The organism is Nocardioides yefusunii, from assembly GCF_004014875.1.
In the GTDB taxonomy this organism is placed as follows: domain Bacteria; phylum Actinomycetota; class Actinomycetes; order Propionibacteriales; family Nocardioidaceae; genus Nocardioides; species Nocardioides yefusunii.
Map to the genome: position 1 here is coordinate 381730 of NZ_CP034929.1, position 26005 is coordinate 407734.

The following is a 26005-nucleotide window of genomic DNA, read 5'->3' on the forward strand; positions in this document are numbered from 1 at the left end:
GAGGGCGTGGGCCCCGGCAAGGGGTGGAGGTTGACATGCTGCGTAGAGCGCGACGCGTGGGGTTGCTGGCGGTGGGACTGGCTCTTGTGGGCGGGGTGGTACCCGGAGCGATGGCAGCGGAGCCCCAGCCCTTCGATGTCTCCCTCTACTCGGAAGATGTGCGCGCCTCCTCCACCAAGTGCCGCAGGATCGACGTCGCGCTCGAGCACACAGGCGTCGACATCGACGAGTTCACGGCCCGTGTGGGGCTGTGGCGGGGCGGCAAGCGCCTCGACACCCTGTACTTCCAGGATGAGGGCAACTCCAGTCTCCTGTACGAGGACTATCTCTGGTGCCCCTACATCGACGGGCCCGGCACCTTCACGTGGGGCCCCACCCGTGTCACCTGGGCCGGAGCGTCCCAAAACTGGGCGGAGGAGGGGCGCAGTTACAAGAGGGGCAGTTTCACTGATTCCTCGACGGTCGCCTTCGTTGCCAAGCAGGACCAGCGTGCGAAGCTGCTGCGGGCCACCAAGAGCAGGGGGCGGATCACGCTTTCTGCGAAGTTCCGCTACTTCGACATCGGCACCGCGCGTTGGGAGCGTTCGCCCGGGGGAAGCGGCGTGGCTCTGCAGCGCAAGACCAAGAAGGGCTGGAAGAAGCTGGGAGCCGGGAAGATCGACGCCAGCGGCGTGGTCACGGTCACCGGCGCTGCGGCTTCGGGCAAGGCCACCTATCGACTCCTGCAGAGGGGCACCGAGCGAACGTGGTCGGCCACCGTGCAGGCCAAGCGCTGAGCAGGGGGCCCAAGCGCTGGCTGCAGGCCCTGGCACGCAAGGCCCTCAAGGCCGACAGCGTCCTGACCGGTGCCGACGCCGGTGTCCGTCTCGACTACGAGCGCGAGGTCCACAGCCGCGCCGGAGTCTGACCGCCCGGCCCCCACCCACGTACGACGCCCGTGTCCGACAACGACAGGGCCCGACACCTGAGGCAGCCACGACGCCGCCCCCGCCGCGATCCGGTGCGGGCGGCGTCGTGCGTCCGGACTCCTGCCCGTCCAAGCGTCCGTCCGGGTGCAACTCAACCGTGACCTGCCACCTAGAATGACGACTCGTGAAGACCCTCGTGATCGGTACCGGCGGACGCGAGCACGCGCTCGCACTGGCTCTCTCCCGTGACCCGGAGGTGAGCGAGGTCCATGCCGCACCGGGCAACCCCGGCATCGGCGAGATCGCCACGCTGCACCCGGTCGACATCCTGGACGGCGACGCCGTGGCCGCGCTGGCCACCGCGATCGGCGCCGACCTCGTCGTCGTGGGCCCCGAGGCTCCGCTCGTCGAAGGTGTGGCCGACAAGGTCCGTGCCGCGGGCGTCCCGGTCTTCGGCCCCGACGCCGCTGCCGCCCAGCTCGAGGGTTCCAAGGCCTTCTCCAAGGAGGTCATGGCCGCCGCGGGCGTCCCGACCGCCGGCTCCTTCACCTGCACCACCACCGCCGAGTACGTCGCGGCGCTCGACGCGTTCGGTGCCCCCTACGTCGTCAAGGACGACGCACTCGCCGCCGGCAAGGGCGTCGTCGTGACACTCGACCGTGACGAGGCGCTCGCCCACGCCGAGGCGTGCGGCAGGGTCGTCATCGAGGAGTTCCTCGACGGCCCCGAGGTCTCCCTCTTCGCGGTCTGCGACGGCGGCATGGCCTACCCGCTGCAGCCCGCCCAGGACTTCAAGCGCATCTTCGACGGCGGCCAGGGCCCCAACACCGGCGGCATGGGCTCGTACTCGCCGTTGCCGTGGGCGCCCGCCGACCTCGCCGAGATCGTGATCGCCACCGTCGTCCAGCCCACGCTGGACGAGATGGTGCGCCGTGGCGCCCCGTACGTCGGCTGCCTCTACGTCGGCCTGTCGCTGACCAAGACCGGCCCCCGCGTCATCGAGTTCAACGCCCGCTTCGGTGACCCGGACATCCAGCCCGTCCTCGCCGTCCTCGAGTCCGGCCTCGGCGGCCTGCTGCTCGGTGCGGCCACCGGTCAGCTCTCCTCCGTCGAGCCGCCGGTCTTCTCCGACGGTGCCGCTGTCACCGTCGTGCTGGCCTCGGCCGGCTACCCGGAGTCGTCGTCGAAGGGCGACGTGATCACCGGCACCGCCGACGCCGCCGCGCAGGACGACGTCGACGTCATCCACGCCGGCACCGCGCTCGACGCCGACGGCAACCTGGTCACCGCCGGCGGCCGCGTGCTCGCCGTCCGTGCCACCGGCACCGACGTCGCCGACGCCCGCGCCAAGGCGTACGCGGCGGCCGAGAAGATCAACTTCGACGGCCTGCAGCAGCGATCCGACATCGCGGCCGAGCCGCTCGGTGTCATCGAGGGCGCCTCGCTCCTCGCCGGCACCACCGACTGACGCTCCCGCGTCTCCCGCACCTCACCCTCCACTCCTCGTCCCCTTCGGAAGGACACCTCATGACCGTCCCCAACGTGCTGGCCAACCGTTACGCGGCCGCCGACCTCGCCGCGATCTGGTCGCCCGAGCACAAGATCGTCCTCGAGCGTCAGCTCTGGATCGCCGTGCTGAAGGCCCAGAAGGACCTCGGCATCGAGGTGCCGGACGGCGTCGTCGAGGCCTACGAGGCGGTCGTGGACAACGTCGACCTGAAGTCGATCGCCGACCGTGAGCGGATCACTCGCCACGACGTGAAGGCCCGCATCGAGGAGTTCTCCGACCTCGCCGGTCACGAGCACATCCACAAGGGCATGACCTCGCGCGACCTCACCGAGAACGTCGAGCAGCTCCAGCTGCGTCAGTCCCTCGAGCTGCTCCGCGACCGTGCCGTGGCCACCCTGGTGCGCCTGGGCCGCCTCGCCACCGAGCACGAGACCACCGTCATGGCCGGTCGTTCGCACAACGTCGCCGCACAGGCCACCACCCTGGGCAAGCGTTTCGCGACCGTGGCCGACGAGATGCTGATCGCCGTCCAGCGCATCGACGAGCTGCTCGCGCGCTTCCCGCTGCGCGGCATCAAGGGCCCCATGGGCACCGCCCAGGACATGCTCGACCTGCTCGACGGTGACGCCGCCAAGCTCGACGAGCTCGAGACCCGCGTCGCGAAGCACCTCGGCTTCGACAACGTCCTCACCTCGGTCGGTCAGGTCTACCCGCGCTCCCTCGACTTCGAGGTCCTTTCGGCCGTCGTGCAGCTGGTCGCCGGTCCCTCCAACCTCGCCACCACGATCCGCCTGATGGCTGGCATCGAGCTGGTCACCGAGGGCTTCAAGGAGGGCCAGGTCGGTTCCTCCGCGATGCCGCACAAGATGAACACCCGCTCCTGCGAGCGCGTCAACGGCCTCGCCGTCATCACCCGCGGTTACCTCTCGATGGTCGGCGAGCTCGCCGGTGACCAGTGGAACGAGGGTGACGTCTCCTGCTCCGTCGTGCGCCGCGTGGCCCTGCCGGACGCCTTCTTCGCCGCCGACGGTCTGTTCCAGACCTTCCTCACCGTCCTGGACGAGTTCGGCGCTTTCCCGGCCGTCATCCAGCGTGAGCTCGACCGTTACCTGCCGTTCCTGGCCACCACCAAGGTGCTCATGGACGCGGTCAAGAACGGCGTCGGCCGCGAGGTCGCGCACGAGGTCATCAAGGAGGCTGCCGTCGGCACCGCCCTGGCGATGCGCAAGGGACAGGTGGAGAACGACGTCTTCGAGAAGCTCGCCGCCAGCCCCGAGCTGGGTCTGACCCGCGAGCAGATCGACGCCCTGGTCGCCGACCCGATCACCTTCACCGGTGCCGCGGTCTCCCAGACCCAGGCCGTCGTCCGCAAGGTCGAGGCGCTGGCCGCGAAGTACCCGGCCGCTGCTGCCTACGTCCCGGGCGAGATCCTCTGATCAGCTGCTCCTGATTCACCCCGTCGTCCGACGCCTGCGCGCCGAACGACGAAGGCCCGCCCTGAGTGACCGGGGCGGGCCTTCGCGTGTCGGTGGTGCGTGCGTCAGACCTTCGGGACGGTGGGGCAGGCGTCCCCGACCAGGACCAGGCCGCCGCCGGTGTACTGGGTGGAGGCGACGGTGACGTCGTGGAAGCCCCACACGGCGATGTCGACCGACGACACGGGGACGTTCTCCGCAGTGGTGAGGACCGTCGCGTCGCTCATCGTGTTGTTGCCGTTGCCGGCCCAGCCGTAGACGGTGCCGTCGGCCTTGAGGCCCAGGTAGGTGCCGTCGGAGGCCTCGACGCGGCGGATGTCGGTCAGCTCGACCCCGGCGCTGTCCGTGACCGGGAAGGCGACGAACGTCCCTGCGCCGTTCGGGACGATGAAGCGTCGGGCCCGACCGTCGGTGGTGATCCACGTGCCGCCCAGGTAGCGGGAGTTGGTCTGGTAACCCCAGGCCGAGAAGTCGGCGACGCCTCGGGCGCGTTCGGTCCAGGCCAGAGGAGCGTCCTGGGTGTCGAAGGTGTGGAGGGACCCGTCGGCGAACAGCACGACGACCCCGGAGTCGGTGCCCTGGACCTTCACCGCTGCGCCGTGGCCCGTGGGCAGTGCGTGCGAGGAGTGGGCGGGCCCGAAGCTGCCGACCTGTGCCGTCGTCGCGCTGCTCGGCACGGCGCTCCCGGCGTCCCGGACGTGGACGAGGTTCGCCCCGACGACGGAGACGACGCCGTAGCTGGTGACGATGGCGGTGGACCCGCCCTGGGCCTTGCGGTGGTGGCCCCAGGCGTGGGCCAGCGTCGTCGGACCGGTGAAGTGGCCGTCACCGGACCATCGGACCAGGCTCCAGGCGGTGTGGCGGGGGACCGAGACGACGACGCCCCGGTCGATCGAGACGACTCCGTCGTTGCCGGTCGCGGCGGACACGGTCACTCCCGCTGCCGCCGGGTCGGCGACGACAGCACTGCCGGTCTGCGGGGTGGAGGTGGCGAAGGCAGGAGCGGTGGCTGCGACGGAGATGGCGGGGACGGTCCACAGTCCCGCGTGTCCCGAGTACGCGGCTGTCGGTGCAGTTGACGTCGTCGGCAGCGGACCGGGGCGGCCTTGGCCGGCCCGTCCACAGGAAACATTTCCTGTTTCCCTTCAAAGAATCATCCCAAACCTCTTTGGCGCGAAAAAAGTGATCTTTCGTGCATGGTCGCCTCGGCAGGCTGATTTTGGCAGCATGCTCCCTGAATCGATGTAACCGTTCGGAAACGTTGCTGGACGAGGCTCCTGAGCCGGGGTTGTCTGGGGCCACCTGCCCCACGACGAACAGGAGGGGCGCCGAGGACCGGCGTCACGACACCCATGGGAGACGACACCAAGAACGGGACCCACGCAGGTCCCCGTCCTGACCGAGGACGCCGACGCCACCCGGCCCTCGACTTCGGTCCGATCGACGCCGAACGTCAGCGGGGACGCTTCGACCCCGTCGTCTTCGGGGTCGTGGCCGTCATCGTCCTGGTCTTCCTCGTGTGGGGTGCCACTGACACCGCGGGGATGAAGTCCTTCGTCGACGACGCCCTGGCCTGGGTCCTGGAGAACACCGGCTGGCTCTTCGTGCTGGTCTCCAGCAGTTTCGTCGCCTTCGTGCTGTGGCTCGCCCTGGGCAAGTTCGGCCGCATCCCCTTGGGTCGCGACGACGAGGAGCCGGAGTTCCGTACCGCCAGTTGGGTCGCGATGATGTTCAGCGCCGGCATGGGCATCGGGCTCATGTTCTGGGGCGCGGCCGAACCGCTGCAGTACGTCCGCAACCCGATCCCGGGCACCGACCCCGAGCATGCGGTCGAGAACGCCATGGCCCAGACGCTGTTCCACTGGACGCTGCACCCGTGGGCGATCTACTGCGTCGTGGGTCTGGCGGTCGGCTACGGCATGTACCGCAAGGGGCGGGTCCAGCTGATCAGCCAGATCTTCCGACCGCTGCTGGGCAAGGCCGTCGACGGCCCCGCCGGCAAGGTGATCGACATGCTCGCGATCTTCGCGACGCTGTTCGGCTCGGCGGCCTCGCTCGGCCTCGGGGCCCTGCAGATCGCTGAGGGCTACACGATCGTCTCCGACGGTGGCCGCATCACCAACACGTTCCTGGTGGTCCTGATCGTGGTCCTGACGATCTGTTTCATCGTCTCGGCCGTCTCCGGCGTCGCCCGCGGCATCCAGTACCTGTCCAACATCAACATGGTGCTGGCGCTCGCGTTGGCGATCTTCGTCTTCGTCGCCGGCCCCACCGTGTTCATCCTCGACATGATCCCGGCCTCGCTCGGCACCTACGTCGACCAGATGGGGGTGATGGCCGGCCGCACCGGCGCGGAGGGCGAAGAGGTCGCCACCTGGCTGGGCAGTTGGACCGTCTTCTACTGGGCCTGGTGGGTGTCGTGGACGCCCTTCGTGGGCATGTTCATTGCTCGCATCTCCCGGGGTCGCACCATCCGCCAGTTCGTCTTCGGCGTGCTGATGGTGCCGAGCGTCGTGAGCCTGGTGTGGTTCGCGATCTTCGGTGGTGCAGCGATCTTCGAGGAGCAGACCGGCGCGATGCTCGGCGAGGACTCCACCGAGATCCTCTTCGGCCTGCTCGACCAGTACCCGATCGCACAGGTCACCAGCATCCTGGTGATGCTGCTGGTCGCGATCTTCTTCGTCTCCGGCGCCGACGCCGCCTCGATCGTGATGGGCTCGCTCTCCGAACGCGGAGCGGCAGAGCCCAAGAGGGTGAACGTCGTCTTCTGGGGATCGCTCACCGGCGCCGTGGCGGCAGTGATGCTGGTGATCGGCAACCGCTCGGGGGAGGGTGGCGACTCGGCCCTGGTCAGTCTGCAGAACATCACCATCGTCGCGGCGCTGCCGTTCGTCGTGGTGATGGTCGGGATCTGCGTGGCCCTGGTCCGCGACCTCAACCGTGACCCGGTCGTGGTGCGGCGCAGGTACGCGGCCGCGCGGGTCGAGGAGGCCGTCCTGCACGGCGTCGAGGACCACGGCGACGACTTCGCGCTGGCCGTCGTGCACGACGAAGAGGCCACCAACCCGTTGGCTCCCAAGACCCCTCCGGCCGGGATGCCGGTCGTCGACGTCGAGTCCTGACGCACCACGCCCACGCACGTGTGCCCCGTTCGCTGTTCGGCGGACGGGGCACACGTGCGTCAGGCGCGGGGCAGGAGTGCTGTGTCAGCAGCCGGCCGAGTTCTTCAGGACGTAGCCGCCGCCGTAGTAGTTGGAGCCCAGGTGCAGCCCCCACACGTTGAGGTCGGTGGTGGTGCCGGAGCCGACAGCCAAGGTGGTGGCGCGGTTGCGTCCGGCGTTGTCCAGGTTGCCTCCGGTGGCCCACACGGTGCCGTCGGAGGTGAGGAGCAGGTAGGTGCCGTCGGAGGAGAACGTCTTGGTGATGCCGCTCAGCGGGGTGCGGTCCGACGCACGGGTGACGGGCTCGGGGGTGTACCAGGTGCGGTCGCCGAAGAACTTGAACGCGGTCCCTGCCGTGGTGATCCACATTCCGCCGGCGTAGATGTCGCCGAAGCCCCAGAAGGAGAAGTCGACGACGTCGGAGGCGCGCTTCGTCCAGGAGTTGGCGTCGGAGGAGTAGACGCCGCGCGACCAGAGATTGCCGGCGGTGTCCAGGATCATCAGGCCGGCGCTGCCGGTGGCGATCTTGGCGACGCCGGTTGCGCCAGCCGGCAGCGCGATGGAGCTGGCCTTCGCGTCGGAGCCCCACGACCAGAGCTTGCCGTCGGCGATCGCAGAGCCGCCCACCTTGGTGCCGTTGTAGACGTAGCCGAAGGTGTCGAGCTGGGTGACGTTGCCCGAGGCCAGGATCTGGGTGGCGGTGGCGCTGGAGCCACGGGTTGCGGTGGTCCAGGAGAAGACGCCGGTGGTGGTGCGAACGTACGAGCGGGTCTGGTCGGAGGCGACCTGGAGGACCGTGCCGGTGATGCCGGAGACCTTCGCGACCACGAGCGTGCCGGAGGTGGTGCCGGTGCGGTACCACTGGAAGACGTTTCCGGACGCGCTCGCCGCGACGCCGCCGGTGGACTGGTCGTTGTCGGCGATCGAGGTCCAGGCGTCGACGAACTGCATTCCGGTCACCTCGGTGCCGGAGTGCTTCAGCGCGACGGGAGCGGTGGTGGGGGCGTCGATGTTGCGACCCCACAGGCGGACGGTGCCGCCGGCGGCGATGACGGCACCGTTGGCACCGTTCTTCACCTGGTCGCTGCCGGCGGAGTTGGTGGCGGTGTACTGGTCGCCCATGATCGCGCCGGCGCTGACGGCCGAACCCACCGACACCTCGAGGGCGCTGAACGTGGCCGAGGCGGTGGATGAGCCGGTGGAGCGGTGGATCTCGAAGACTTCGCCGGGGGCAGGGGTCACGACGACCGACTGGGTCGTGGTCTCGCCGCGGTAGGCGACGGTGACCGTGTAGGTGCCGGCCGAGCCGGTGGGGACGATCGCCGGGACGGTGACGACGCCGTTGCGGCCGACCGGGACTTCCAGGACGGTGACGCCGTCGACGTTCGCGCCGAGGCCGCCGGCGAACGTGAGGCCGAAGGGCAGCTGCACGGTGACGGTGTCAGTGGTGGGGGCCGGCTGGTTGTTGCGGGTGGCCAGGAACGTGATGCCTGCGTGCTGCTGGCACTGCTCGACCGTCGGGGTGGGGACGTTGTCGACGGGCTCGATGGCGTAGTTCTCGACGACGACCTGACCGGTCGAGGGGACCGATGTCGCGTAGGCGGGGGCGGCCGCCGCGACGGCCACGGCCGGTGTGGTCCAGGAGAGCGTGCGCACGACGGCGCGACGGCTCAGGGAGGTGTGCTCGGGGGAGTGCATCGGGGTCCTTCAGGCAGGAATCGGCGCCGCGGGGGCGGCGTCAGTGGGGGGGATCCTGACTTCTCGGGGGGCATTCGCTTCCGGATGACAGGAGCACTCCACTGTCGCATTTCAATGAAATGTCTAAGAAACTCGCGATGCCTGCCGATGCGCCACATTTCCGCAGGTGAGCGGGCGATTCGGCGCCCGTGGAGACGAAGAACACCCCGGCACTCGTGGGGCGGGGGTGTTTCGTGGGGCGTGTGGTGCTGCCGGTGTCATTCCTCAGGGCTTCACGTCGAGCACGACGTCGAACTCCATGAGCTCTGCACCCGACGCGACCGGCTTGCCGTGCTGGCCGGCGTGCGCGGCGCGGGCGTCGCCGTCTCGCCAGGCGACGAACGACTCCTCGTCGGCCCACTGGGTGACGACGAAGTAGCGGTCTCGTTCGCGGTGGGGCGCAGCAGCTGGAAGCCGAGGAAGCCCGGGGTTCCGTTCATCTGGCCCGCGCGCTCGGGAAGCGGCGCTCGTTCGGCTCCGGCCTGCGGCGGGACGGAGATGGCGTTGATCTTCACGAGGCTCATGGATTCACCGTAGTGAGGATGGGTGGAGGGGTCAGAGTCCGGGGAGAGTGACGTACCCGGGGGCGTGGGCGCCATCCCGCAGGCGAGGTTGTCCCCGGAGACGGGGAGTGTGATCGGCGGGTCGAACGGGGCCGCCCCGGGCTCATCAGTGATGTAGGCGCTGAGTGTCGCGGCGCTGGTGCCCCGTGGCAGTAGAACGCAGGGACGGAGACGGGCCTCCTGTGCCGCTGATCGCGTAGTCGGCCCCGATGAACTTGCCGCCAGTCAGCACGAAGGTCACCCGCTTGCCCGGCACGCCTGCGCCACTGGCATCGGTCACCTGCGCATTGATGCGCGATGAGAAGTTGCCAGTGCTGACGCAGTTGGGCAGGCCATCGGCCGGGTTGATCTCGAATGGCCCGATGGAGATGGGGGGAATCGATGCGAGTTGCTCCGTGAGAGCGTCCTCGACGTTCTCGACGTCAACGCTCAGGAACAGTGGCCCAGAGGGCGAGCCGGCAAAGGCCGGAGACGTCGACGCGACGGCGATGGCTGGCGCTGTCCATGCGGCGGCGCGCATGGCGGTGCGGCGGTCGACCTTGAGTTCGGTCTTCGGTGCTCGGGGCCCAGTGGTGCGGGGTGAGTCATGGTTGTCCTCTCGATTCAGGGGGCGGACGGCACGCCCCTGTGAGGACGTGGACGACGTTGCCCCCCCCCCCGGCTGTCGTCCTGGTCGGTTCTGACCAGCAAGATGTTGACGCTTCAGTCTGTGCACCATGACGTGATTTCGTCCGGAATTTCATACGCTTTTTCGCCGATCTCGGCGAGAGGTGCATCACTACCGCGCGGTAATGAGGGTGGTGCGGGCGTCCGTCAACGCCCGCACCACCCGGCTCGGGTCCCGTTCCGGGAGGTTCAGCAGCTCTTGTTCTCCAGCACCACGTAGCCGCCGCCGAAGTAGGGGCCGATGTGGAGGCCCCAGATGTTGAAGTCGGTGACCTTCCCGGCCGGGAGGACGACCTTCTTCGCGACACCGGTGAAGGCTGCGTGGTCGAGGTTCCCGCCCCACCGTAGACCTCTCCGGACGCGGTCAGCACCATGTAGGTGCCGTCGCTGGACGGGTCTGGACTACTCCGGTGATCGGCACTCCGGGAGCGGAGAGGATCGGCTGCGGCGGCTTGCTGGTCCAACTTCCGTTGTTGCGGAAGAACTGCGTGACCTGGCCCGTGGAGTCCAGCCAGAGGCCGCCGGCCCACACGTTGTCGAAACCGAACGCACTGAAGTCGACGACGCCGCTGTCCTTGAGGGCCACCCACTGCGGGTTCGCGGAGGTGCCCCACGTCTGGTCCATGCGGTAGAGGGCGCCGCTGGTGGTCAGCACCAGCAGGACGGCGTCGGAGGCGAACACCTTCGACACCCGCCGGGCGGAAGCGGGATCGTGGCGGGCGAGGTGATCGGCACCGACGCGGGGGTGTTCAGGTACTGGTCCGGCGTGGTGGTGCGACAGGCCAGCAGACTGTTGCCGACCACGACCACGCCGCCGTACTCGAGGTCGACGGCGTTGGCGTCCCTGTCATGGCTCCAGACGCTGAAGTGCGTGGCGCCACGGGTGCCGGGCATCACTGTGGCCGCGGTGGGCGTCGGCCCAGTACCAGAGCCCGTCGGTGGTCAGTGCGTAGCTGTACCCCGTCTCGGCGCCGACGCCCAGGACGGTGCCGGTCACCCCGGTGATCCTGCGCACCACGGGCGTGGAGTTGGTGGCCTGCCAGGCGTAGATCTCGGACGCAGAGGTGCCGGCCGCGACGCCGCCGGTGGTGCTGCCGGCGATGGAGGTCCAGGTGTCGACGAACTCGGCGCCGGTGACCGCGCGGCCGTTGTACGTCAGGTCGGTGGGGGTGCCGGTGGCGTTGTTGCCCCACGCGGTGACCCGCCCGCCAGTGGTGAGGACCACCGAGTTGGACCCGATGCTGGCGCCGCCCCGGACCGCGGTGTTGCCGTTCGAGGCCCCGATGGTCGCGGTGGTGATGCCGGTGGTGGCGTAGGTGAACGTCGGTTCGACGCTCTGGCCGGTCGACGCGCGGGTCACCTGGACGACCGAGCCGGGGGTGGCCTCGACGGTGAGGGTGTGCGCGGCGCTCTCGCCGGCCACCGTGGCCAGGATGCTGTAGGTGCCGCTCGCGCCGGTCGCAGTGAACGCCGGGACCACGGCCAGACCGTCGGAGCCGGTGGTCACCACCAGACTCCGGCCGCCTCCCGGCACGAACTCCATGCCGGCGGGCAGGGTGATGGTGACGTCGCGTCCCGGCCGGACCCGCTGCCCTCGCGGACGAGGAACGAATAGGTGCCTGCGCCCACCGGGGCGCAGCGCAGGGCGCTGACCACGGAGGTGGGCACGGGGTCGACAGTGATCGGCGACGACGTCGCGAAGGCAGGGGCCGAGGTTGCCACGGCGATCACGGGTGCACTCCACAGGGCTGCCCCCAAGGTGCTGCGACGGCTGATCGTCGTCCTTCGGGTGAAGGCCTCCGGCGCGTGGGGTGTGGGGTGGTTCATCTGGCTCGTCCTCTCGGTTCAGGGGCGGAGGATGCTCGCCCCTGAGGAGGACGTGGACGACGTGGCCCCCGGCCGTCGTCCTGGTCGCGTCGGCGACCAGCCCCGTAGAGACCACCCATATGGGGGTACATGACGCGACAAAGCGAGAAAAAATTCTGCGACCGTCACTTTCGCGGCGTGTGCCACGGACCGGGGCATGGTCACGATCCGGTGACGACGCGATCTAGGCTGGGGGCGTGGCCATCCTGAACATTCCCGCAGCGCCCGTCGTCGAAGGCACCACCCACCTGCACAGTGGCAAGGTCCGCGACCTCTACCGGATCGACGAGGGCGAGCACGCCGGGAAGCTCCTCATGGTGGCCTCCGACCGCATCTCGTCGTTCGACCACGTCCTGAGCTCCACCATCCCCGACAAGGGCGAGATCCTCACCCGCATGTCGCTGTGGTGGTTCGACCAGCTCACCGACATCGTTCCCAACCACGTCATCTCCGCCGACGTCCCCGCCTCGGTCACGGGCCGCGCGGTGATCGTGGAGTCCCTCGACATGTACCCGGTCGAGTGCGTCGCCCGCGGCTACCTCACCGGTTCGGGCCTGATCGACTACAACGAGACCGGCGAGGTCTGCGGCATCGCACTGCCCGCGGGTCTGGTGGAGTCCTCGCGCCTGGAGACCCCGATCTTCACCCCCGCCGCCAAGGCGGCCGTCGGCGACCACGACGAGAACGTCTCCTACGACGCCGTCGTCAACGTCGTCGGTGCCGAGCGTGCCGCCGAGCTCCGCGAGCTCACCCTGGCCGTCTACGGACGCGCCGAGTCGATCGCCCGCGAGCGCGGCATCATCCTGGCCGACACCAAGTTCGAGTTCGGTGCCCGCGCCGACGGCACCACCGTCCTGGGCGATGAGGTCCTCACCCCGACTCCTCGCGCTTCTGGCCCGCTGAGGGCTACGCGGCTGGCAAGGTCCAGCCGTCCTACGACAAGCAGAACGTCCGCAACTGGCTGCTCTCCGCCGACGCGGCCTGGGACAAGAAGTCCGACACCCCGCCCCCGGCCCTGCCGAACGAGGTCATCGAGCTGACCCGCGCCAAGTACGTCGAGGCGTTCGAGCGCCTCACCGGCACGCAGTTCTGATCCAGCCCCACGGCGACAGACACCCACGCAGGCCCTTCCCGACGTCCGGGAGGGGCCTGCGTCGTCCGGTGTCGGTGGGCGGCGTCATCCACGGAGTCTCGGTTCCGTTGCGGCTTCGCCCGATCCCGCCCGACGACGCCGCGGCTTCCCTACGATCCGGGGCGTGTGGAGCGACCAACCCAGCGGGGCAGACGAACGGTTGAGTGACGTCGACCGGGCGCTGGTCCACGCCCTGCAGGTCGACCCGCGTGCACCGTGGGCCCGGATCGCGCAGGTCCTCGGCATCGACGCCGCCACCGTGGCCCGTCGCTGGGGAGCGCTGGTCGAGTCCCGCAACGCCTGGCTCACCGTCGCCTGCGACGTGCCGGTGGAGTCCCGGGCGTTGGCTCTGGTGCTCGTGCCCGGCGTTCCCTCCGACGCCGAGATCGAGGTGTGGTGCAGCGACGCCAGCACCCTCACTGCGGACCGGACCAGCCGCGGGGTGCTCCTGCTGGTCCACGACCGCACCCTCGACGCGCTCGCCGGTCGCGTCGCGGCGCTGGTGGGCACCGGCCACACGCTCGAGTTCGTCGTCGACACCCATCTTGAGCACGAACGTCCGCTCGACGTCCTCGGCCCCGCCCAGGTGCGAGCCCTCACGCCACCCCCCTTCGATCCCACCGACCGGGGTCGTCCACCACGCGACGACACCGTCCACGACACCGTGCTGCTCCTCACCGAGGACGTCCGGATGTCGCTCGGCGCGATCGCCCAGCGTCTCGACGTCTCCGACGCCACCGCCCGCCGTCTCGTCGAACGTCTCCTCGGGCTCGGCCTGGTCCGTCTCGGCTGCGACGTTGCCGCTCCCGTCCTGGGGCAGCGACGTGAAGTGGTGCTCGCCTGGCCACCTTCGACGACGCTCTTGCCGCCGTCGTGCTCGCCGACCCCGCGGTGAGCCGCGTCGTCCGCAGCGTCGGACCCGCGGCCGCCACCGTCCACGTCCGGCTCGAGTCCCTCGCCCACCTGCCCGACGTGGAGTCGGCCTGGCCGGGCGCCCGGGTGGTCGACCGATGGACGGTCACCGCACCCCTCAAGCGCGACGGACGTCGGCTCGCCCCGACGGTCGCGTCGCCCCCGTTCCCTCGTGAGCGACGGGTATGACAGGCCCATGCCCGACACGTCGCCCGAGGTGACGCCTCCCGAGTGACGCGGCGCACTAAGGTGGGCATGACGAACCTCGCGAGCCTCCTCAAGGACACCGCAACCCGGTACCCCGAGCGCACCGCCGTCGTGATCGGCGACATGCGTCTCAGCTACGCCCAGCTCGACCAGTACACCGACTTCGTCGCCGCGGCACTCGCCCAGTACGGCGTCGGGCCGGGGGACAAGGTCGCGCTGACGTGTCCCAACCTGCCGTACTTCACGATCGCCTACTACGGCATCCTCAAGGCCGGAGCGGCCGTCGTCCCGCTCAACGTGCTGTTGAAGTCGCGCGAGGTGGCGTACCACCTCAACGACTCCGGCGCGAAGGCCTACTTCTGCTTCGAGGGCACCGAGGACCTCCCGATGGGTCGCGAGGGTGTCCTCGGGTTCAAGGAGGCCGAGGCCTGCGAGAACCTCTTCGTCATCACCGCGGACCTGCAGGGCTACTCGAAGTTCGCCCCGCACCGCACGATGATGCAGGTGATGACGGAGGCCGCCCAGACGGGCGCGCCGGTCCCGGCCCTCGACATCGCCGACGACGACACCGCCGTCATCCTCTACACCTCCGGCACCACCGGCCAGCCCAAGGGCGCCGAGCTCAGCCACGCCAACATGCTCTCCAACGCCCTGGCCAGCGAGGAGCTGTTCAAGGCCGACGCCGAGAACCTGACACCTACCTGTGCGTGCTGCCGCTCTTCCACTCCTTCGGCCAGACCGTCATCCAGAACTCCGCGATCGCCTACGGCGGCACCATCGTGATGCTGCCCCGCTTCGAGGCCACCGCGGCCCTGCAGCTGATGGCGAAGGAGAACGTCACCTTCTTCGCCGGCGTCCCCACCATGTACTGGGGCCTGCTGGCTGTCCTCGACGACGCAGGCGTGGACGTTGCCGAGATCGCTGCCCGGGTGCGGGTCGCGGTCTCCGGAGGTGCGGCGCTGCCGGTGGAGGTCCACAAGGAGTTCGAACGCCGCTTCGGTGTCACGATCATGGAGGGCTACGGACTCTCGGAGACCTCCCCGGTCGCGTCGTTCTCCGTCTTCGGTGAGCCGGTGCGCCCCGGCTCCATCGGGCCGGCCATCCCGGCGTCGAACTCAAGCTCATCGACCCCACCCGGGTGCCTGGGGCGAGACCCCCGAGGGCGAGATCGGTGAGATCGCGGTCAAGGGACCCAACGTCATGAAGGGGTACCACGGCCGGGAGCAGGCGACCGCCGAGGTCATGAACGACGGCTGGTTCCGCACCGGCGACCTCGCCCGACGCGACGCCGACGGCTGGTACTACATCGTCGACCGCACCAAGGACCTCATCATCCGCGGCGGCTACAACGTCTACCCGCGCGAGATCGAGGAGGTGCTGCTGACGCACCCCGACGTCTCGATGGTGGCCGTGCTCGGCACCCCGCACGAGACCCACGGCGAGGAGATCCGTGCCGTCGTCATCCGGACCCCCGGATCGACGCTCTCCGAGGACGCCCTGCAGGAGTGGGCCAAGGAGCAGATGGCTGCCTACAAGTACCCGCGGATCATCGAGTTCCGTGACTCCCTGCCGATGACGGCCACCGGCAAGATCCTCAAGCGCGAACTCTGAGCCTGTGTCTCCGCGTAGCGTCAGTGCGCGGAGACGCAGGTCGTGGCTCCGGGAGGAGTTGGCGTGCGGACCCACCGAACAGCGCCCCGAACAGTGATCTGGGCAGGACGGGCCTTCACGCTGCTGGGGCGGCCCTGTGGTTCGCCCAGGGGTTCCTGCCGATGGTGGGGCGTGGCACGTTCAGCGAGAGCACCACGCTGGACCTGGTCCGGATGGACCTGGACGGCCGACTCGGCGGTCTCCTGCCCGACGGGATCTCGGTCCTGCTGCTGACCACGCCGGTCGCTGCGCTCGTCCTGGTGGCGCTGGCGCCGTGGGCGGTCGTGGCGCCGGGTGGGCGCGGGGTGCCGTCGTGGTGATCGGGGCGACGGTCGCAGTGCTGCAGGCAGTGGTCGTGACCGGGGGAGAGTGGGCGCGCATCGGGCCGGGGGCCTGGTGTGCGCTGGTGGGCGCAGGGGCGGCGGTGCTCGGCCTGGTCCTCTGCGTGCGCGACCGGGTCCTGGACCGCCGGGAACCGGTGCCGTCGTCGGCAGGGGCTCTCACGTCGGGGGAGTGACTCCGGGTGACCGGAGGGGTCGCCTCGGGGGACGCTGGAGGTCAGCCCCGTCGTCTCGTCCGGGAGGAACACCATGACCGACGAACTGCTGCCGTTCTGCACGCGGTGCGGAGCCCCGGGGAAGGGAACCGTTTCTGTGGGACCTGCGGAGGGTCGCTGGTGCGGACGGGGCAGGACGCTCCGACCACGACGCTCCCGGTTGCACAGTCCGTGCCGAACCAGGCGTGGGTGCCACCTGTCCGCACCGGTCCGCAGCAACGGAACCGGGTCCACGTACGCGGGCCGCGAAGGCCGCGGCGATGGCGCGTTCCGCGGACCCGCTGGAGCTCGGCGTCGACATGTCGCAGCAGCACTGCTCGGGCGAGTTCCTGGTGATCCTGGCCAGCTCCGGTGATCCCGCTGCCTACGCCTCGACCCTGCGGCCCGCCCATGAGCAGGCCGGAGGCGAGGCCAAGTACCTGCGCACCAGCGACTCCTGCAACAGCTTCGTCCAGGAGATCGACGGCAACGACGTGTATGCCGCTTACCTGGGGCCGTTCGACTCGGCGTGGCAGGCCTGCGAGGCGCGTGGCCGGATCGGCTACGGCGGGTCGTACGTCCGTGAACTGCGCAGCGACCAGGAACGTCGCACCCCGTGTGCATGCGAGTACTCCTCCTCCGAACTGCCCCGGATCTCCCGGGGCGACGGCGGGGCGGTCGGATCCCTCGACCGGCCTCTTCGTCTCCGACGCGAAGAGCTTGTTGTACTCCGCCGGCCACAACACGAAGCGTGACGTCACGACCTCCTTCGACGCCGCGATGGACGGCTGGGTGGCGTGAGTTTCCAGGACAGGTCGTCATGGGTGGCGAGCAACGGTGTCGTCGGCCCCGACACCTGGAGTGAACTCATCGGCTACTGCGGTCGTGACCCTGAAGCAGTGACGGTCCGACACGACGGGTGAGTGAGCCGATCGTGGGTGACTCCAGTCACACGCGCGGTGGGAGTGGGCGTCCTGCTGGACGGGAGTGAGAGTTCGGGCGTCAGTGTCCTGAGTGTGGCGATAGGATCCGCGGGCCTGTGGCGGCTGGTCGAGAAGGTCGACCGGTGACTCTGGGGGGTCGCCTCGACGACCGCGGGCTGGTCGTCACGGCGGCCGAAGACGTGGCCTGACCGCCCCTGCGGGCAGCCGGATGGGGAACCACCCATGGACCAGAACTGTTCGAAGTGCGGGGCCGCGACCAGCGGCTTCGCCCAGTGCCCCGGCTGCGCACCGCCTTGCCTGACGTCGTCACCTCCGAGAGCGGCGCCGTGATCTCCGGCTCGCGTCGTGAGGGCAAGAACCGCAAGGGCCTCGCGCTCGGTGCGGGTGCGCTCGCCCTGGCTGTCGGTGCTTCCGGCGTCCTCGCCTGGTCGGTGCTCGGCCAGAAGGGCGGCGCTTCGTCCCCGGAGGCCGCGGCCGAGAAGTTCCTGACCTCCCTGGCTGCCCAGGACGTCGTCGGCGTCATCGACTCCGTGCTGCCCGGCGAGGTCGAGGGCCTCTCCGAGGCATGGGAGTCGTCGCGCTCGGAGGCCGTCGCCCAGGGCGAGATGCCCGAGGAGGGCGTCACCTCTGCGGCCACCGTCACCGCCGACACCTTCGACTTCACCGTCGACGAGGTCGACTCCGCGGTCGCACTGGTGAGCCTCGCCGACACCGATCTCTCGGTCGAGTGGGACCTCGACAAGGTCGACGGCAAGAAGCTGAAGAAGGAGGTCGACGAGCTCGACCTCGACGCGAAGGACCGCAAGGGTGTCTGGCCCAACGCCGAGGACGGCGGGTTCAAGGAGCTCACCGCCGGAGGGCGAAGGTCGGCATCACCCGACGTTGGTGACGATCGAGGAGGACGGCCGCTGGTACGTCTCCGTGCTCGGCACCACCCAGAACGTCGCCTTCCAGGGCATCCACCACGTCGACGACGACGACACCTACGACCCGAAGACCCTGGACTGGGCGACGGTGGGCCGCGGCCACGAGGCGATCGTCGGCAAGGACTCCCCGCCAGGTGGTCGAGCAGATCATCGAGGCCGTTGAGACCGCTGACGTCGAGGACGCCCTCGCACTGCTCCCCGCAGAGAGCCGGTCCGCGCGCTGTGAGGCGTCGTGGGGCCACGTCCGTCGACGCCGCCAACGAGTCTCTCGGTGACGCCAAGGGCAGACTGGGGCCTCGACATCGACGTGAAGAATGGAGACCGTCGAGACCGACCAGGGTGACATCTCGTGAAGGTCGGCCTGAAGTCGGCCGAGTTCACCGCCACCTACACCGACGACTCCTACGACCCGTCCGACGAGTACTCCTACGACGGTTCGTTCTCAGGCACCATCCGCTACGCCCGACGGCTGCTTCTCCGCCGAGATGAAGGGCGAGGAGCCGATGAAGAGCTGCGTCGACGAGCTCGACCTGGGGCGCAAGGCGTTCGAGGGCGACCTCCTCACCGTCGTGATGCGCAAGGTTGAGGGCGGTCTGCAGTTCGACCCGCTGGGCACCTGGGTGCACTACGCCACCACCATCGACTTCGAGAAGATGCTCGAGGGCTTCAACCCGTTCGGCGACCTCGGCGCTCTTGCGGAGCTGGAGTCCGACACGGAGGAGGGCTACGAGACCCCCGACTTCACCGACGAGAACGGTGAGTGGGACGACGCCGCCTACGAGGAGTGGTTGAAGGAGCAGTTCCCCGACGACGTGGCGAGCTTCGGCACCTCCGAGGCCAGCTGACCTTCTCCTGCACCTCTCGGCGGCCCCGCGCGTCCTGCGACGCACGGGGCCGCCGTGCGTCCGGGGGAGTGGGGGCGACTCGCCTAGGCTGGGCGTCATGTTCAAGTGGATCGGTGTCGCGTTCGGTGTCCTGCTGTTCCTGGCCGGGGGCGGTTGGGCGCTGCAGGGCATGGGTGCCTGGGACGGTGGCAACGAGTGGACGGCGACGTTCGGTCCACTGATCGCCGGCTTCGGGGTCGCCCTGGCCTGGGTGTCGTGGCGCGGCCTCCCCAAGTGACCTGAGGGTGATCCGACAGGGGTGGTCGAGATCGCCCCGAGACACGCCTGCGACCGCTGCGTGATCCGTGGGGGTCGTCACACTCTGGTCCACGTCGGGTCCCTCGACGTGGAATCGTGACCTTGCGTCGTTAGACTCAAGGCCGGACTTTCCCCGCGTTCACAGGAGCACACCCGTGGCCACAGTCGTCGTCGACGTCATGCCCAAGCCCGAGATTCTCGACCCCCAGGGCAAGGCCGTTCTCGGCGCCCTCCCGCGCCTGGGTTTCTCCGGCGTGGTCGACGTCCGTCAGGGCAAGCGTTTCGAGCTGACCATCGAGGGTGAGGCCACCGCAGAGGTGCTCGCCCAGGTCGCCGAGATGGCTGAGAAGCTTCTCTCCAACCCCGTCATCGAGGACTTCACCGTCCGCGTCGAGGACATCTGATGAAGATCGGTGTCGTCACCTTCCCGGGCACGCTCGACGACGTCGACGCACGCCGCGCGGTCACCATCGGTGGCAACGAGGCCGTGGCCCTGTGGCACGGCGACGAGGACCTCAAGGGTGTCGACGCCGTCGTCCTGCCCGGTGGTTTCTCCTACGGTGACTACCTGCGTTGCGGTGCGATCTCGCGCTTCTCGCCGGTGATGACCAAGGTCATCGAGTCCGCGAACGCCGGCATGCCCGTCTTGGGGATCTGCAACGGTTTCCAGATCCTCACCGAGTCGCACCTGCTCCCCGGCGCGCTGATCCGCAACGATCACCGCAAGTTCATCTGCCGTGACCAGAAGCTGCGTATCGAGAACAACACCACCCTCTGGACCTCGGCGTACGCCAAGGACGAGGAGATCACCGTGGTGCTCAAGAACGGTGAGGGCAACTTCGTCGCCGACGCCGAGACGCTGAAGATGATCGAGGGCGAGGGCCGCGTCGTGGCTCGCTACCTCGACGTCAACCCCAACGGCTCGGTCAACGACATCGCCGGTGTCACCAACGAGCGCGGCAACGTGGTCGGCCTCATGCCGCACCCCGAGCACGCCGTCGAGGACCTCACCGGTCCCGGCACCCAGGGTTTGGGCTTCTTCACCTCGCTGGTCGAGAAGGCCTTCGCCTGATCCGCACGTGAGTCATCACCGACGCCGTTCCCCGGAGCTGAGGGGGACGGCGTCGGTGCGTTTTCCAGTGGGGTGGGACGCCTCCGTACCCTTGGCCGCATGAGTCCCAAGAGCCTGTACCGCGGTGTTGCTCGTGTCGAGGCGGTGACCTGGGCCATGCTGATCATCGGTCTGGTCCTGAAGTACGTCACCGAGACCACCGACCTCGTCGTGCGTGTCGGCGGCATGCTGCACGGTGCCGCCTTCCTGGCCTACTGCGTCGTCACGACGTTCGTCGCCGTCGACCAGAAGTGGGGCGTCGGCCGCTGGCTCGTCGGCGTGCTGTCCTCGATCCCGCCGTTCCTGACGTTGTGGTTCGAGCACCACGTCGAGAAGAAGCAGCTCGTCACCGACGCATGGCGTCTGGGGAACGAGCCCGCGCGGGGTCCGCTGGAGCACGCGTCTGCCTTCGTGATCCGCAAGCCTGTCCAGGGTGCGGCGGTCGGCGTCGTTCTCGTCGCAGTGCTCTTCGTCGTGGCGCTGATGATCGGCCCGCCCGGCGGCGGCTCGCACTGAGCGGTTCCCGCGTCTCTCGCCCCCGTCCGGCTCCGCCGGGCGGGGGCGACGTGCGTCCGTGGGCAAAACTGCTCGCGGGACCCTTGTGCGCGGATCACGGTGCTGCCAGTCTTCGGGGTCGGTCGACACTCTCGGAGTCGGCCGGACCGAGGAGAACACCAGTGCATCACGCCGCTGCGCACCACAGTGCTGCTTCCCCCCGCCCGACGACGCGGGCTCGTCCCGGTGTCCGCGTCGCCGCCCTGTTGCTCGGCGTCGCGCTGACCGCGACGGCCTGCGGGGCGGACACCAGCGAACCGTCCACGGCGACGCCGACGGGGGCGGTCGCCTCGGACGCACCGGTCGGTGAACAGTCGGTGGGATCAGCTGTGCCGCTGGCTCCCGGGGAGTTGCCGCCGGTGGGGAGAGCGCCCCGTAGCCCGGTCTCGCTCGCGGAGAACAGCGGTCTCTTCCTGCCCAAGGCCCTTGCCGTCGGTGGGGGCGTCGTCGGGGAGAGTCGTCTGGTGGACGGGGTCACCGTCGAGCAGGTCGAGGCGATGCGGCAGTTGTGGAACGACCGCACGGCCCTGCGCCGTTCCTACGGTCGGACGGGCTGCGCTGCCACGACCGACGGCGTCTGGTCGGCCGTCCGGCCGGCGCGTGGCGGAGGAGCGGTGTTGTTGCTCGGCACTTGGAGCGGTGGCAGCAAGGTGCTGTGCACGGTCGGCAACGCTCGCGTCGTCGTCGATCTCTCACGCAACGAGGTCGTGGGGGAGCGGACCTTCGCGCACCTGCTGCTGCGCTGAGCCCCGCGGTTGGCCCGTTCAGGCGTTGCCGGCGAACAGCTTCGCCCAGGTGACGGCGTTGACCACGCCGGTGCGCTGGAGACCCACCTTCGACTGGTACGCAGCGACCTGGGACCGCGTCGTCGCGTCGAAGTGGCCGGTCGAGGTGCCGGTCCGGACGCGGGCAGCGGTCAGGGCCTGCTGGACGCGGTGCACGGCCGTGCCGGTCGAGCCGGTCTTGAGCACCGGGGTGCTGCCGCTACGGCCGTCGGAGAGCAGACGCACCCACGTGGTGCGGGTGACGTTGGTGGAGGACGGCAGGCCCTGCGAGATCCGGTACTTGCGGACCGCGGAACGCGTCAGCGGACCGAAGTTCCCGTTCGGCTGGAACCTCTTGTACCCCTGCTCGCGGAGCAGGCACTGCACCGCCTTGACCTGCGCCTTCGTGGCCTTGCCCTTCGCGATCCTGGCCCGGGAGACGATCGGGTACGAGCCGGTGTTGGTGATCGACGCCTTGCCGCAGCGACGGTCCTTCGAGGTGCGCGACTTCGTGCCGAGGTCGAGCCAGTTGGAGTCGATGTTGATCTTCACGCCGCCGTGCGTCTCGTCGTGGTCGCCGAGGTACTGCTTGATCCGACCGCCCTTCCAACCGGCGTCGCTGACGTAGCCGGGCGCGGCGGTGTTGGCCTTGCCGTCCCAACGCGCGATCCAGATCTGCGAGGGCAAGGTGAACTTGCCCGGACGGTTGACCCGCGCGTCGTCGACCATCGCGATCGTCGACGACGCACCGCCGTAGAGGCCCGGCACGTAGCCGTAGGTCTTCACCTTCGCGCTCCACGCCGAGACGAACGCCAGCGCCGACTCGCGGCAATGGGTGTTGGTGGAGTCGAAGTGCTCGAGGTCGTAGTAGATCGTCGATCCCTTGACGATGCCGAGCTTCTTCACGTCGGCGACGTTCTGCTTGGCCTCGACCCGGGCCTGGGCACGGGCCTCGGCGTACTTCCCGTTGCTGCCCGGGGTCCGGATGATCTTCTGGTCGTCGCGGTAGCGGGGGAAACTGCCGTTGCAGGAGGCCTGCGGCCCCAACGCGATCGGCAGCAGGCGCCAGCCCTTGGCGAGCTGGGTCGAGACCCACGTCAGCGTCAGGTTGGGCTGGGTACGGCAGCTGCGGGAGTCGCCGGAGACGTAGATGCCCACCGCCAGGAAGGGGGAGTTCTGCAGCCAAGCGTCCATCTTCGCCTGCGTCGGAGCCACGCACTGGTCGAATCCGTAGCCGGTGAACTGGCCCGGCGTGACCGGGTTCGCAGCCGTGGCCGGAGGGGTCATGACACCCAGCGTCAGCGCCAGCCCGGTGAGGGCGGACGCGGTGCTGAGGGCGACGGACTTGAGGGACGGCAGACGCAAGACAGGCTCCGAGAAAGGGGTGGCGGCGAAGCGCGGGGACGGCGATGACACCGTGGGACGCTGCTCAAAGGATCCCCCGGAGCGGGGCGCCTCAATCCACATATCGCCGTCGTCGGCGCGTCATCAAGGAGAACGCAGTCGTGTTCCAGCACATCGGTGCCCTCACCCTCGCCCCCGAGACCCCTGCCGAGCACCTCGAGGTCACCGCGCAGGCGTTCCGTGACCTCGCCGGCGTCGTTCCCGGCCTGCTCGCCGCCCGTGCCGTGGTCGACCCGGGCCTGCGTGAGGGCAACTGCTCGGTGATGTTCGTCCTCGACTTCGACACCGAGGAGTCGTGGCGTGCCTACGCCCCGCACCCCGCGCACCGGGCGATCGTCGACGACCTCCTGGCCGGTCGCATGGTCGGCAAGACCTTCATGCAGGTGCCCGGAGGCGACCTGCTCTGACGCTCCGAGGTCACGTCCGACGGGTGACTCCGGTCACCCGTCGCCGTGGCCGGAGCGTGACCTTGGCCGCACTGCTGTCCCAGCCGGGTGGTGCCGACTCGGGTCTCGGTCCGGTCACAGGTAGATTTCATCCCGTGGCCGAGACCTCCCGCACCCCCAGTCAGCTCGACACCGTGGCCGTTGCCACCCAGGACCCGAACCGGGAGCAGCCGTGGGCTGATCTCGGTCTGAAGGCGGACGAGTACGACCGCATCAAGGAGATCCTGGGACGACGCCCCACCTCTGCCGAGCTCGCCATGTACTCCGTCATGTGGTCGGAGCACTGCTCCTACAAGTCGACGAAGGTCCACCTGAAGCAGTTCGGTGAGATCCCGCAGGAGACCCCGGTCGGCAAGATGCTCGCCGGCATCGGCGAGAACGCCGGCGTCATCGACATCGGCCAGGGCTACGCGGTCACCTTCAAGGTGGAGTCGCACAACCACCCGTCGTTCGTCGAGCCCTACCAGGGTGCCGCGACCGGCGTCGGCGGCATCGTCCGCGACATCCTCGCGATGGGTGCCCGTCCGGTCGCCGTCGTCGACCCGCTCCGCTTCGGTCCGCTCGACGCCGAGGACACCGCCCGTGTCCTGCCCGGCATCGTGGCCGGCGTCGGTGGCTACGGCAACTGCCTCGGCCTGCCCAACATCGGTGGCGAGGCCGTCTTCGACGCCACGTACGCCGGCAACCCGCTCGTCAACGCCGGCGCCATCGGCGTCCTGCGTCACGAGGACCTCCACCTCGCCAACGCGTCCGGCAAGGGCAACCAGGTCATCCTGTACGGCGCCCGCACCGGTGGCGACGGCATCGGCGGCGTCTCCGTGCTCGCCTCGGAGACCTTCGACGAGGGCGGCCCCGCCAAGCGCCCGTCGGTCCAGGTCGGCGACCCGTTCATGGAGAAGCTGCTCATCGAGTGCACCCTCGAGCTCTTCGCCGCCGGCCTCGTCGCCGGTATCCAGGACCTCGGCGGCGCCGGTCTCTCCTGCGCCACCTCCGAGCTCGCCTCCGCCGGTGACGGCGGCATGCACGTCGAGCTCGACCGCGTCCCGCTGCGTGACTCCTCGCTCTCCCCCGAAGAGATCCTGATGAGCGAGTCGCAGGAGCGCATGATGGCGGTCGTGACCCCCGACAACGTCGAGGCGTTCCTGACCATCTGCAAGAAGTGGGACGTCGAGGCCGTCGTCGTCGGTGAGGTCACCGACACCGGTCGCCTCGAGATCGACTGGCACGGCGAGCGCGTCGTCGACGTGCCCCCGGCCTCCGTCGCCCACGACGGCCCGGTCTACAACCGTCCCTTCGCTCGCCCCGACTGGCAGGACACCCTGCAGGCCGACGGCGCCGAGAAGCTGGCCCGCCCCACCACGGGCGCCGAGCTCAAGGACACCCTGCTCACCCTGGTCGCCTCGCCCAACCTGTGCGACAAGGCGTGGATCACCGACCAGTACGACCGTTACGTCCGCGGCAACACCGTCCTCTCGCAGCCCGAGGACTCCGGCATGATCCGCGTCGACGACTCCACCAACCTCGGTGTGGCCATGTCGACCGACGCCAACGGCCGCTACACCAAGCTCGACCCGTACACCGGCGCGCAGCTGTCGCTGGCCGAGTCGTACCGCAACGTCTCCACCGGTGGCGCGACCCCGCTGGCGATCTCCGACTGCCTCAACTTCGGTTCGCCCGAGGACCCGGCCGTCATGTGGCAGTTCGCCGAGGCCTGCCGTGGCCTGAAGGACGCCTGCCTCGAGCTCGGCATCCCGGTCACCGGCGGCAACGTCTCGCTCTACAACCAGACCGGTGAGACCGCGATCCTCCCGACGCCCGTCGTGGCCGTCCTGGGTGTCATCGAGGACGTCACCAAGCGCACCGGCTCGGCGTTCGTCGCCGAGGGTGCGAAGGTGCTGCTGCTCGGCGAGACCGCCGAGGAGCTCTCCGGCTCCGAGTGGGCGCATGTCGTCCACAACCACCTCGGTGGTCTCCCGCCGCAGGTGAAGCTGGCCGCCGAGAAGCAGCTCGCCGACGTCCTGACCGCCGCCTCGCGCGACGGCCTGGTCACCTCCGCGCACGACCTCTCCGACGGCGGTCTCGCGATCGCTCTCGCCGAGGCGACCTTCCGCAACGGCATCGGCGCGACCGTCTCGGTCGCCGACGTCCACGCCGACGCGTTCGTGGCGCTCTTCTCCGAGTCGACCGCCCGCGTCCTGGTCACCGTCACCGACGAGCAGGTCGAGGCGTTCACCGCTCTGGCTGCCGCCAACGGCGTCAAGGTCACCGAGCTGGGCACCACCGGCGGCACCGACCTGGTCGTCGAGGGCCAGTTCACTGCCCCGGTCGCCGAGGTCAAGGCTGCTTGGCAGGCCACCCTGCCGGCCGCGATGGCCTGATCTGCTGACGCAG

General features: G+C 69.4%; 29 protein-coding genes and 1 pseudogene. 23 read left to right on the plus strand and 7 right to left on the minus strand.

Annotated features, from left to right (window positions below):
• Nucleotides 1-110 precede the first annotated feature (110 nt).
• From EOV43_RS01580 to purB, 4 genes are all read left to right on the plus strand, one after another.
• The gene (locus EOV43_RS01580) at nucleotides 111-776 is read left to right on the plus strand and encodes a hypothetical protein (protein WP_128316339.1); all 666 of its coding nucleotides are present in this window, start codon (nucleotides 111-113) and stop codon (nucleotides 774-776) included.
• Nucleotides 746-907, plus strand: a complete 162-nt coding sequence (locus EOV43_RS15270; protein WP_164878609.1) for a hypothetical protein — start codon at nucleotides 746-748, stop codon at nucleotides 905-907. The genes EOV43_RS01580 and EOV43_RS15270 overlap by 31 nt, the downstream gene beginning before the upstream one ends.
• Before the next feature lie 185 nt (nucleotides 908-1092).
• Nucleotides 1093-2376: a phosphoribosylamine--glycine ligase gene (gene purD / locus EOV43_RS01585; RefSeq protein ID WP_128219380.1), complete on the plus strand. Its 1284-nt coding sequence runs from the start codon at nucleotides 1093-1095 to the stop codon at nucleotides 2374-2376.
• A gap of 59 nt (nucleotides 2377-2435) precedes the next feature.
• Nucleotides 2436-3854, plus strand: coding sequence for an adenylosuccinate lyase (purB, locus tag EOV43_RS01590; protein ID WP_128219381.1), 1419 nt, complete (start codon nucleotides 2436-2438; stop codon nucleotides 3852-3854).
• Between the two features lie 104 nt (nucleotides 3855-3958).
• Here the strand turns inward: purB and EOV43_RS01595 are convergent, their stop codons facing one another.
• On the minus strand, nucleotides 3959-4822 hold the full coding sequence (locus EOV43_RS01595; protein ID WP_128219382.1) for a hypothetical protein: 864 nt from the start codon (nucleotides 4820-4822) through the stop codon (nucleotides 3959-3961).
• 423 nt (nucleotides 4823-5245) lie between these two features.
• On the opposite strand from EOV43_RS01595, the gene EOV43_RS01600 reads away from it, so the two are divergent.
• The gene (locus EOV43_RS01600) at nucleotides 5246-7015 is read left to right on the plus strand and encodes a BCCT family transporter (protein ID WP_128219383.1); all 1770 of its coding nucleotides are present in this window, start codon (nucleotides 5246-5248) and stop codon (nucleotides 7013-7015) included.
• An 84-nt stretch (nucleotides 7016-7099) separates the two neighbouring features.
• Here the strand turns inward: EOV43_RS01600 and EOV43_RS01605 are convergent, their stop codons facing one another.
• From EOV43_RS01605 to EOV43_RS01625, 5 genes are all read right to left on the minus strand, one after another.
• Nucleotides 7100-8752: a hypothetical protein gene (locus EOV43_RS01605; RefSeq protein ID WP_128219384.1), complete on the minus strand. Its 1653-nt coding sequence runs from the start codon at nucleotides 8750-8752 to the stop codon at nucleotides 7100-7102.
• 264 nt (nucleotides 8753-9016) lie between these two features.
• Complete coding sequence (locus tag EOV43_RS01610; RefSeq protein ID WP_338419051.1) at nucleotides 9017-9319, minus strand: antibiotic biosynthesis monooxygenase family protein; 303 nt, start codon at nucleotides 9317-9319, stop codon at nucleotides 9017-9019.
• Between the two features lie 141 nt (nucleotides 9320-9460).
• Nucleotides 9461-9874: a hypothetical protein gene (locus EOV43_RS01615; protein WP_128219385.1), complete on the minus strand. Its 414-nt coding sequence runs from the start codon at nucleotides 9872-9874 to the stop codon at nucleotides 9461-9463.
• Between the two features lie 510 nt (nucleotides 9875-10384).
• Entirely contained in the window at nucleotides 10385-10702 is a 318-nt protein-coding gene (locus tag EOV43_RS01620; RefSeq protein ID WP_128219386.1) for a hypothetical protein, read from the minus strand.
• Nucleotides 10703-10867: 165 nt separating this feature from the next.
• A complete protein-coding gene (locus EOV43_RS01625) occupies nucleotides 10868-11563 on the minus strand; it encodes a hypothetical protein (protein WP_128219387.1) in 696 nt (231 codons plus the stop codon).
• 520 nt (nucleotides 11564-12083) lie between these two features.
• On the opposite strand from EOV43_RS01625, the pseudogene EOV43_RS01630 reads away from it, so the two are divergent.
• From EOV43_RS01630 to EOV43_RS01695, 16 genes and pseudogenes are all read left to right on the plus strand, one after another.
• Nucleotides 12084-12826: pseudogene (locus EOV43_RS01630) on the plus strand (phosphoribosylaminoimidazolesuccinocarboxamide synthase); the annotation flags it as partial.
• A 316-nt stretch (nucleotides 12827-13142) separates the two neighbouring features.
• Nucleotides 13143-13913, plus strand: a complete 771-nt coding sequence (locus EOV43_RS01635) for an AsnC family protein (protein ID WP_128219388.1) — start codon at nucleotides 13143-13145, stop codon at nucleotides 13911-13913.
• Nucleotides 13910-14119, plus strand: coding sequence for a hypothetical protein (locus EOV43_RS01640; RefSeq protein WP_128219389.1), 210 nt, complete (start codon nucleotides 13910-13912; stop codon nucleotides 14117-14119). The genes EOV43_RS01635 and EOV43_RS01640 overlap by 4 nt, the downstream gene beginning before the upstream one ends.
• A 66-nt stretch (nucleotides 14120-14185) precedes the next feature.
• Nucleotides 14186-14920, plus strand: a complete 735-nt coding sequence (locus tag EOV43_RS15800; protein WP_277871122.1) for an AMP-binding protein — start codon at nucleotides 14186-14188, stop codon at nucleotides 14918-14920.
• Nucleotides 14845-15312: an AMP-binding protein gene (locus tag EOV43_RS15805; RefSeq protein ID WP_277871123.1), complete on the plus strand. Its 468-nt coding sequence runs from the start codon at nucleotides 14845-14847 to the stop codon at nucleotides 15310-15312. Before EOV43_RS15800 ends, EOV43_RS15805 begins: the two co-directional genes overlap by 76 nt.
• A gap of 25 nt (nucleotides 15313-15337) precedes the next feature.
• Complete coding sequence (locus tag EOV43_RS15810) at nucleotides 15338-15748, plus strand: AMP-binding enzyme (RefSeq protein WP_277871124.1); 411 nt, start codon at nucleotides 15338-15340, stop codon at nucleotides 15746-15748.
• A gap of 161 nt (nucleotides 15749-15909) precedes the next feature.
• Nucleotides 15910-16107: a hypothetical protein gene (locus EOV43_RS01650; protein ID WP_128219390.1), complete on the plus strand. Its 198-nt coding sequence runs from the start codon at nucleotides 15910-15912 to the stop codon at nucleotides 16105-16107.
• A complete protein-coding gene (locus tag EOV43_RS01655) occupies nucleotides 16101-16304 on the plus strand; it encodes a hypothetical protein (protein WP_128219391.1) in 204 nt (67 codons plus the stop codon). The genes EOV43_RS01650 and EOV43_RS01655 overlap by 7 nt, the downstream gene beginning before the upstream one ends.
• 299 nt (nucleotides 16305-16603) lie before the next feature.
• The gene (locus EOV43_RS01660; protein WP_128219392.1) at nucleotides 16604-17077 is read left to right on the plus strand and encodes a hypothetical protein; all 474 of its coding nucleotides are present in this window, start codon (nucleotides 16604-16606) and stop codon (nucleotides 17075-17077) included.
• 482 nt (nucleotides 17078-17559) lie between these two features.
• The gene (locus tag EOV43_RS15275) at nucleotides 17560-18681 is read left to right on the plus strand and encodes a hypothetical protein (protein WP_164900540.1); all 1122 of its coding nucleotides are present in this window, start codon (nucleotides 17560-17562) and stop codon (nucleotides 18679-18681) included.
• A gap of 14 nt (nucleotides 18682-18695) precedes the next feature.
• Nucleotides 18696-19037, plus strand: coding sequence for a hypothetical protein (locus EOV43_RS01670; RefSeq protein WP_128219393.1), 342 nt, complete (start codon nucleotides 18696-18698; stop codon nucleotides 19035-19037).
• A gap of 97 nt (nucleotides 19038-19134) precedes the next feature.
• The gene (locus tag EOV43_RS01675; protein WP_128219394.1) at nucleotides 19135-19314 is read left to right on the plus strand and encodes a hypothetical protein; all 180 of its coding nucleotides are present in this window, start codon (nucleotides 19135-19137) and stop codon (nucleotides 19312-19314) included.
• 175 nt (nucleotides 19315-19489) lie between these two features.
• Nucleotides 19490-19738: a phosphoribosylformylglycinamidine synthase subunit PurS gene (gene purS, locus EOV43_RS01680; RefSeq protein WP_128219395.1), complete on the plus strand. Its 249-nt coding sequence runs from the start codon at nucleotides 19490-19492 to the stop codon at nucleotides 19736-19738.
• On the plus strand, nucleotides 19738-20406 hold the full coding sequence (gene purQ / locus EOV43_RS01685; RefSeq protein ID WP_128219396.1) for a phosphoribosylformylglycinamidine synthase subunit PurQ: 669 nt from the start codon (nucleotides 19738-19740) through the stop codon (nucleotides 20404-20406). The genes purS and purQ overlap by 1 nt, the downstream gene beginning before the upstream one ends.
• Before the next feature lie 99 nt (nucleotides 20407-20505).
• Entirely contained in the window at nucleotides 20506-20961 is a 456-nt protein-coding gene (locus tag EOV43_RS01690; protein ID WP_128219397.1) for a DUF3817 domain-containing protein, read from the plus strand.
• Nucleotides 20962-21122: 161 nt separating this feature from the next.
• Entirely contained in the window at nucleotides 21123-21746 is a 624-nt protein-coding gene (locus tag EOV43_RS01695) for a hypothetical protein (protein WP_128219398.1), read from the plus strand.
• 18 nt (nucleotides 21747-21764) lie between these two features.
• On the opposite strand, the gene EOV43_RS01700 is transcribed toward EOV43_RS01695, so the two are convergent.
• Nucleotides 21765-23129: a glycoside hydrolase domain-containing protein gene (locus EOV43_RS01700; RefSeq protein ID WP_164878612.1), complete on the minus strand. Its 1365-nt coding sequence runs from the start codon at nucleotides 23127-23129 to the stop codon at nucleotides 21765-21767.
• 140 nt (nucleotides 23130-23269) lie between these two features.
• On the opposite strand from EOV43_RS01700, the gene EOV43_RS01705 reads away from it, so the two are divergent.
• On the plus strand, nucleotides 23270-23575 hold the full coding sequence (locus EOV43_RS01705) for a Dabb family protein (protein ID WP_164878613.1): 306 nt from the start codon (nucleotides 23270-23272) through the stop codon (nucleotides 23573-23575).
• Between the two features lie 134 nt (nucleotides 23576-23709).
• A complete protein-coding gene (gene purL / locus EOV43_RS01710; protein ID WP_206611366.1) occupies nucleotides 23710-25992 on the plus strand; it encodes a phosphoribosylformylglycinamidine synthase subunit PurL in 2283 nt (760 codons plus the stop codon).
• Nucleotides 25993-26005 lie beyond the last annotated feature (13 nt).

What these genes read in the sequence shown, in the direction of transcription:
- EOV43_RS01660 (WP_128219392.1), top strand. Translation starts at nt 16,604, where the DNA reads ATGGCGCGTTCCGCGGACCCGCTGGAGCTCGGCGTCGACATGTCGCAG.
- purQ (WP_128219396.1), top strand. Translation starts at nt 19,738, where the DNA reads ATGAAGATCGGTGTCGTCACCTTCCCGGGCACGCTCGACGACGTCGAC.
- EOV43_RS15810 (WP_277871124.1), top strand. Translation starts at nt 15,338, where the DNA reads ATGAAGGGGTACCACGGCCGGGAGCAGGCGACCGCCGAGGTCATGAAC.
- EOV43_RS01675 (WP_128219394.1), top strand. Translation starts at nt 19,135, where the DNA reads ATGTTCAAGTGGATCGGTGTCGCGTTCGGTGTCCTGCTGTTCCTGGCC.
- purB (WP_128219381.1), top strand. Translation starts at nt 2,436, where the DNA reads ATGACCGTCCCCAACGTGCTGGCCAACCGTTACGCGGCCGCCGACCTC.
- EOV43_RS01690 (WP_128219397.1), top strand. Translation starts at nt 20,506, where the DNA reads ATGAGTCCCAAGAGCCTGTACCGCGGTGTTGCTCGTGTCGAGGCGGTG.
- EOV43_RS01650 (WP_128219390.1), top strand. Translation starts at nt 15,910, where the DNA reads ATGGTGGGGCGTGGCACGTTCAGCGAGAGCACCACGCTGGACCTGGTC.
- EOV43_RS01580 (WP_128316339.1), top strand. Translation starts at nt 111, where the DNA reads ATGGCAGCGGAGCCCCAGCCCTTCGATGTCTCCCTCTACTCGGAAGAT.
- EOV43_RS01615 (WP_128219385.1), bottom strand. Translation starts at nt 9,874, where the DNA reads ATGCGCGCCGCCGCATGGACAGCGCCAGCCATCGCCGTCGCGTCGACG.
- EOV43_RS01605 (WP_128219384.1), bottom strand. Translation starts at nt 8,752, where the DNA reads ATGCACTCCCCCGAGCACACCTCCCTGAGCCGTCGCGCCGTCGTGCGC.
- EOV43_RS01670 (WP_128219393.1), top strand. Translation starts at nt 18,696, where the DNA reads ATGAAGAGCTGCGTCGACGAGCTCGACCTGGGGCGCAAGGCGTTCGAG.
- EOV43_RS01600 (WP_128219383.1), top strand. Translation starts at nt 5,246, where the DNA reads ATGGGAGACGACACCAAGAACGGGACCCACGCAGGTCCCCGTCCTGAC.
- EOV43_RS01625 (WP_128219387.1), bottom strand. Translation starts at nt 11,563, where the DNA reads ATGGAGTTCGTGCCGGGAGGCGGCCGGAGTCTGGTGGTGACCACCGGC.
- EOV43_RS15800 (WP_277871122.1), top strand. Translation starts at nt 14,186, where the DNA reads ATGACGAACCTCGCGAGCCTCCTCAAGGACACCGCAACCCGGTACCCC.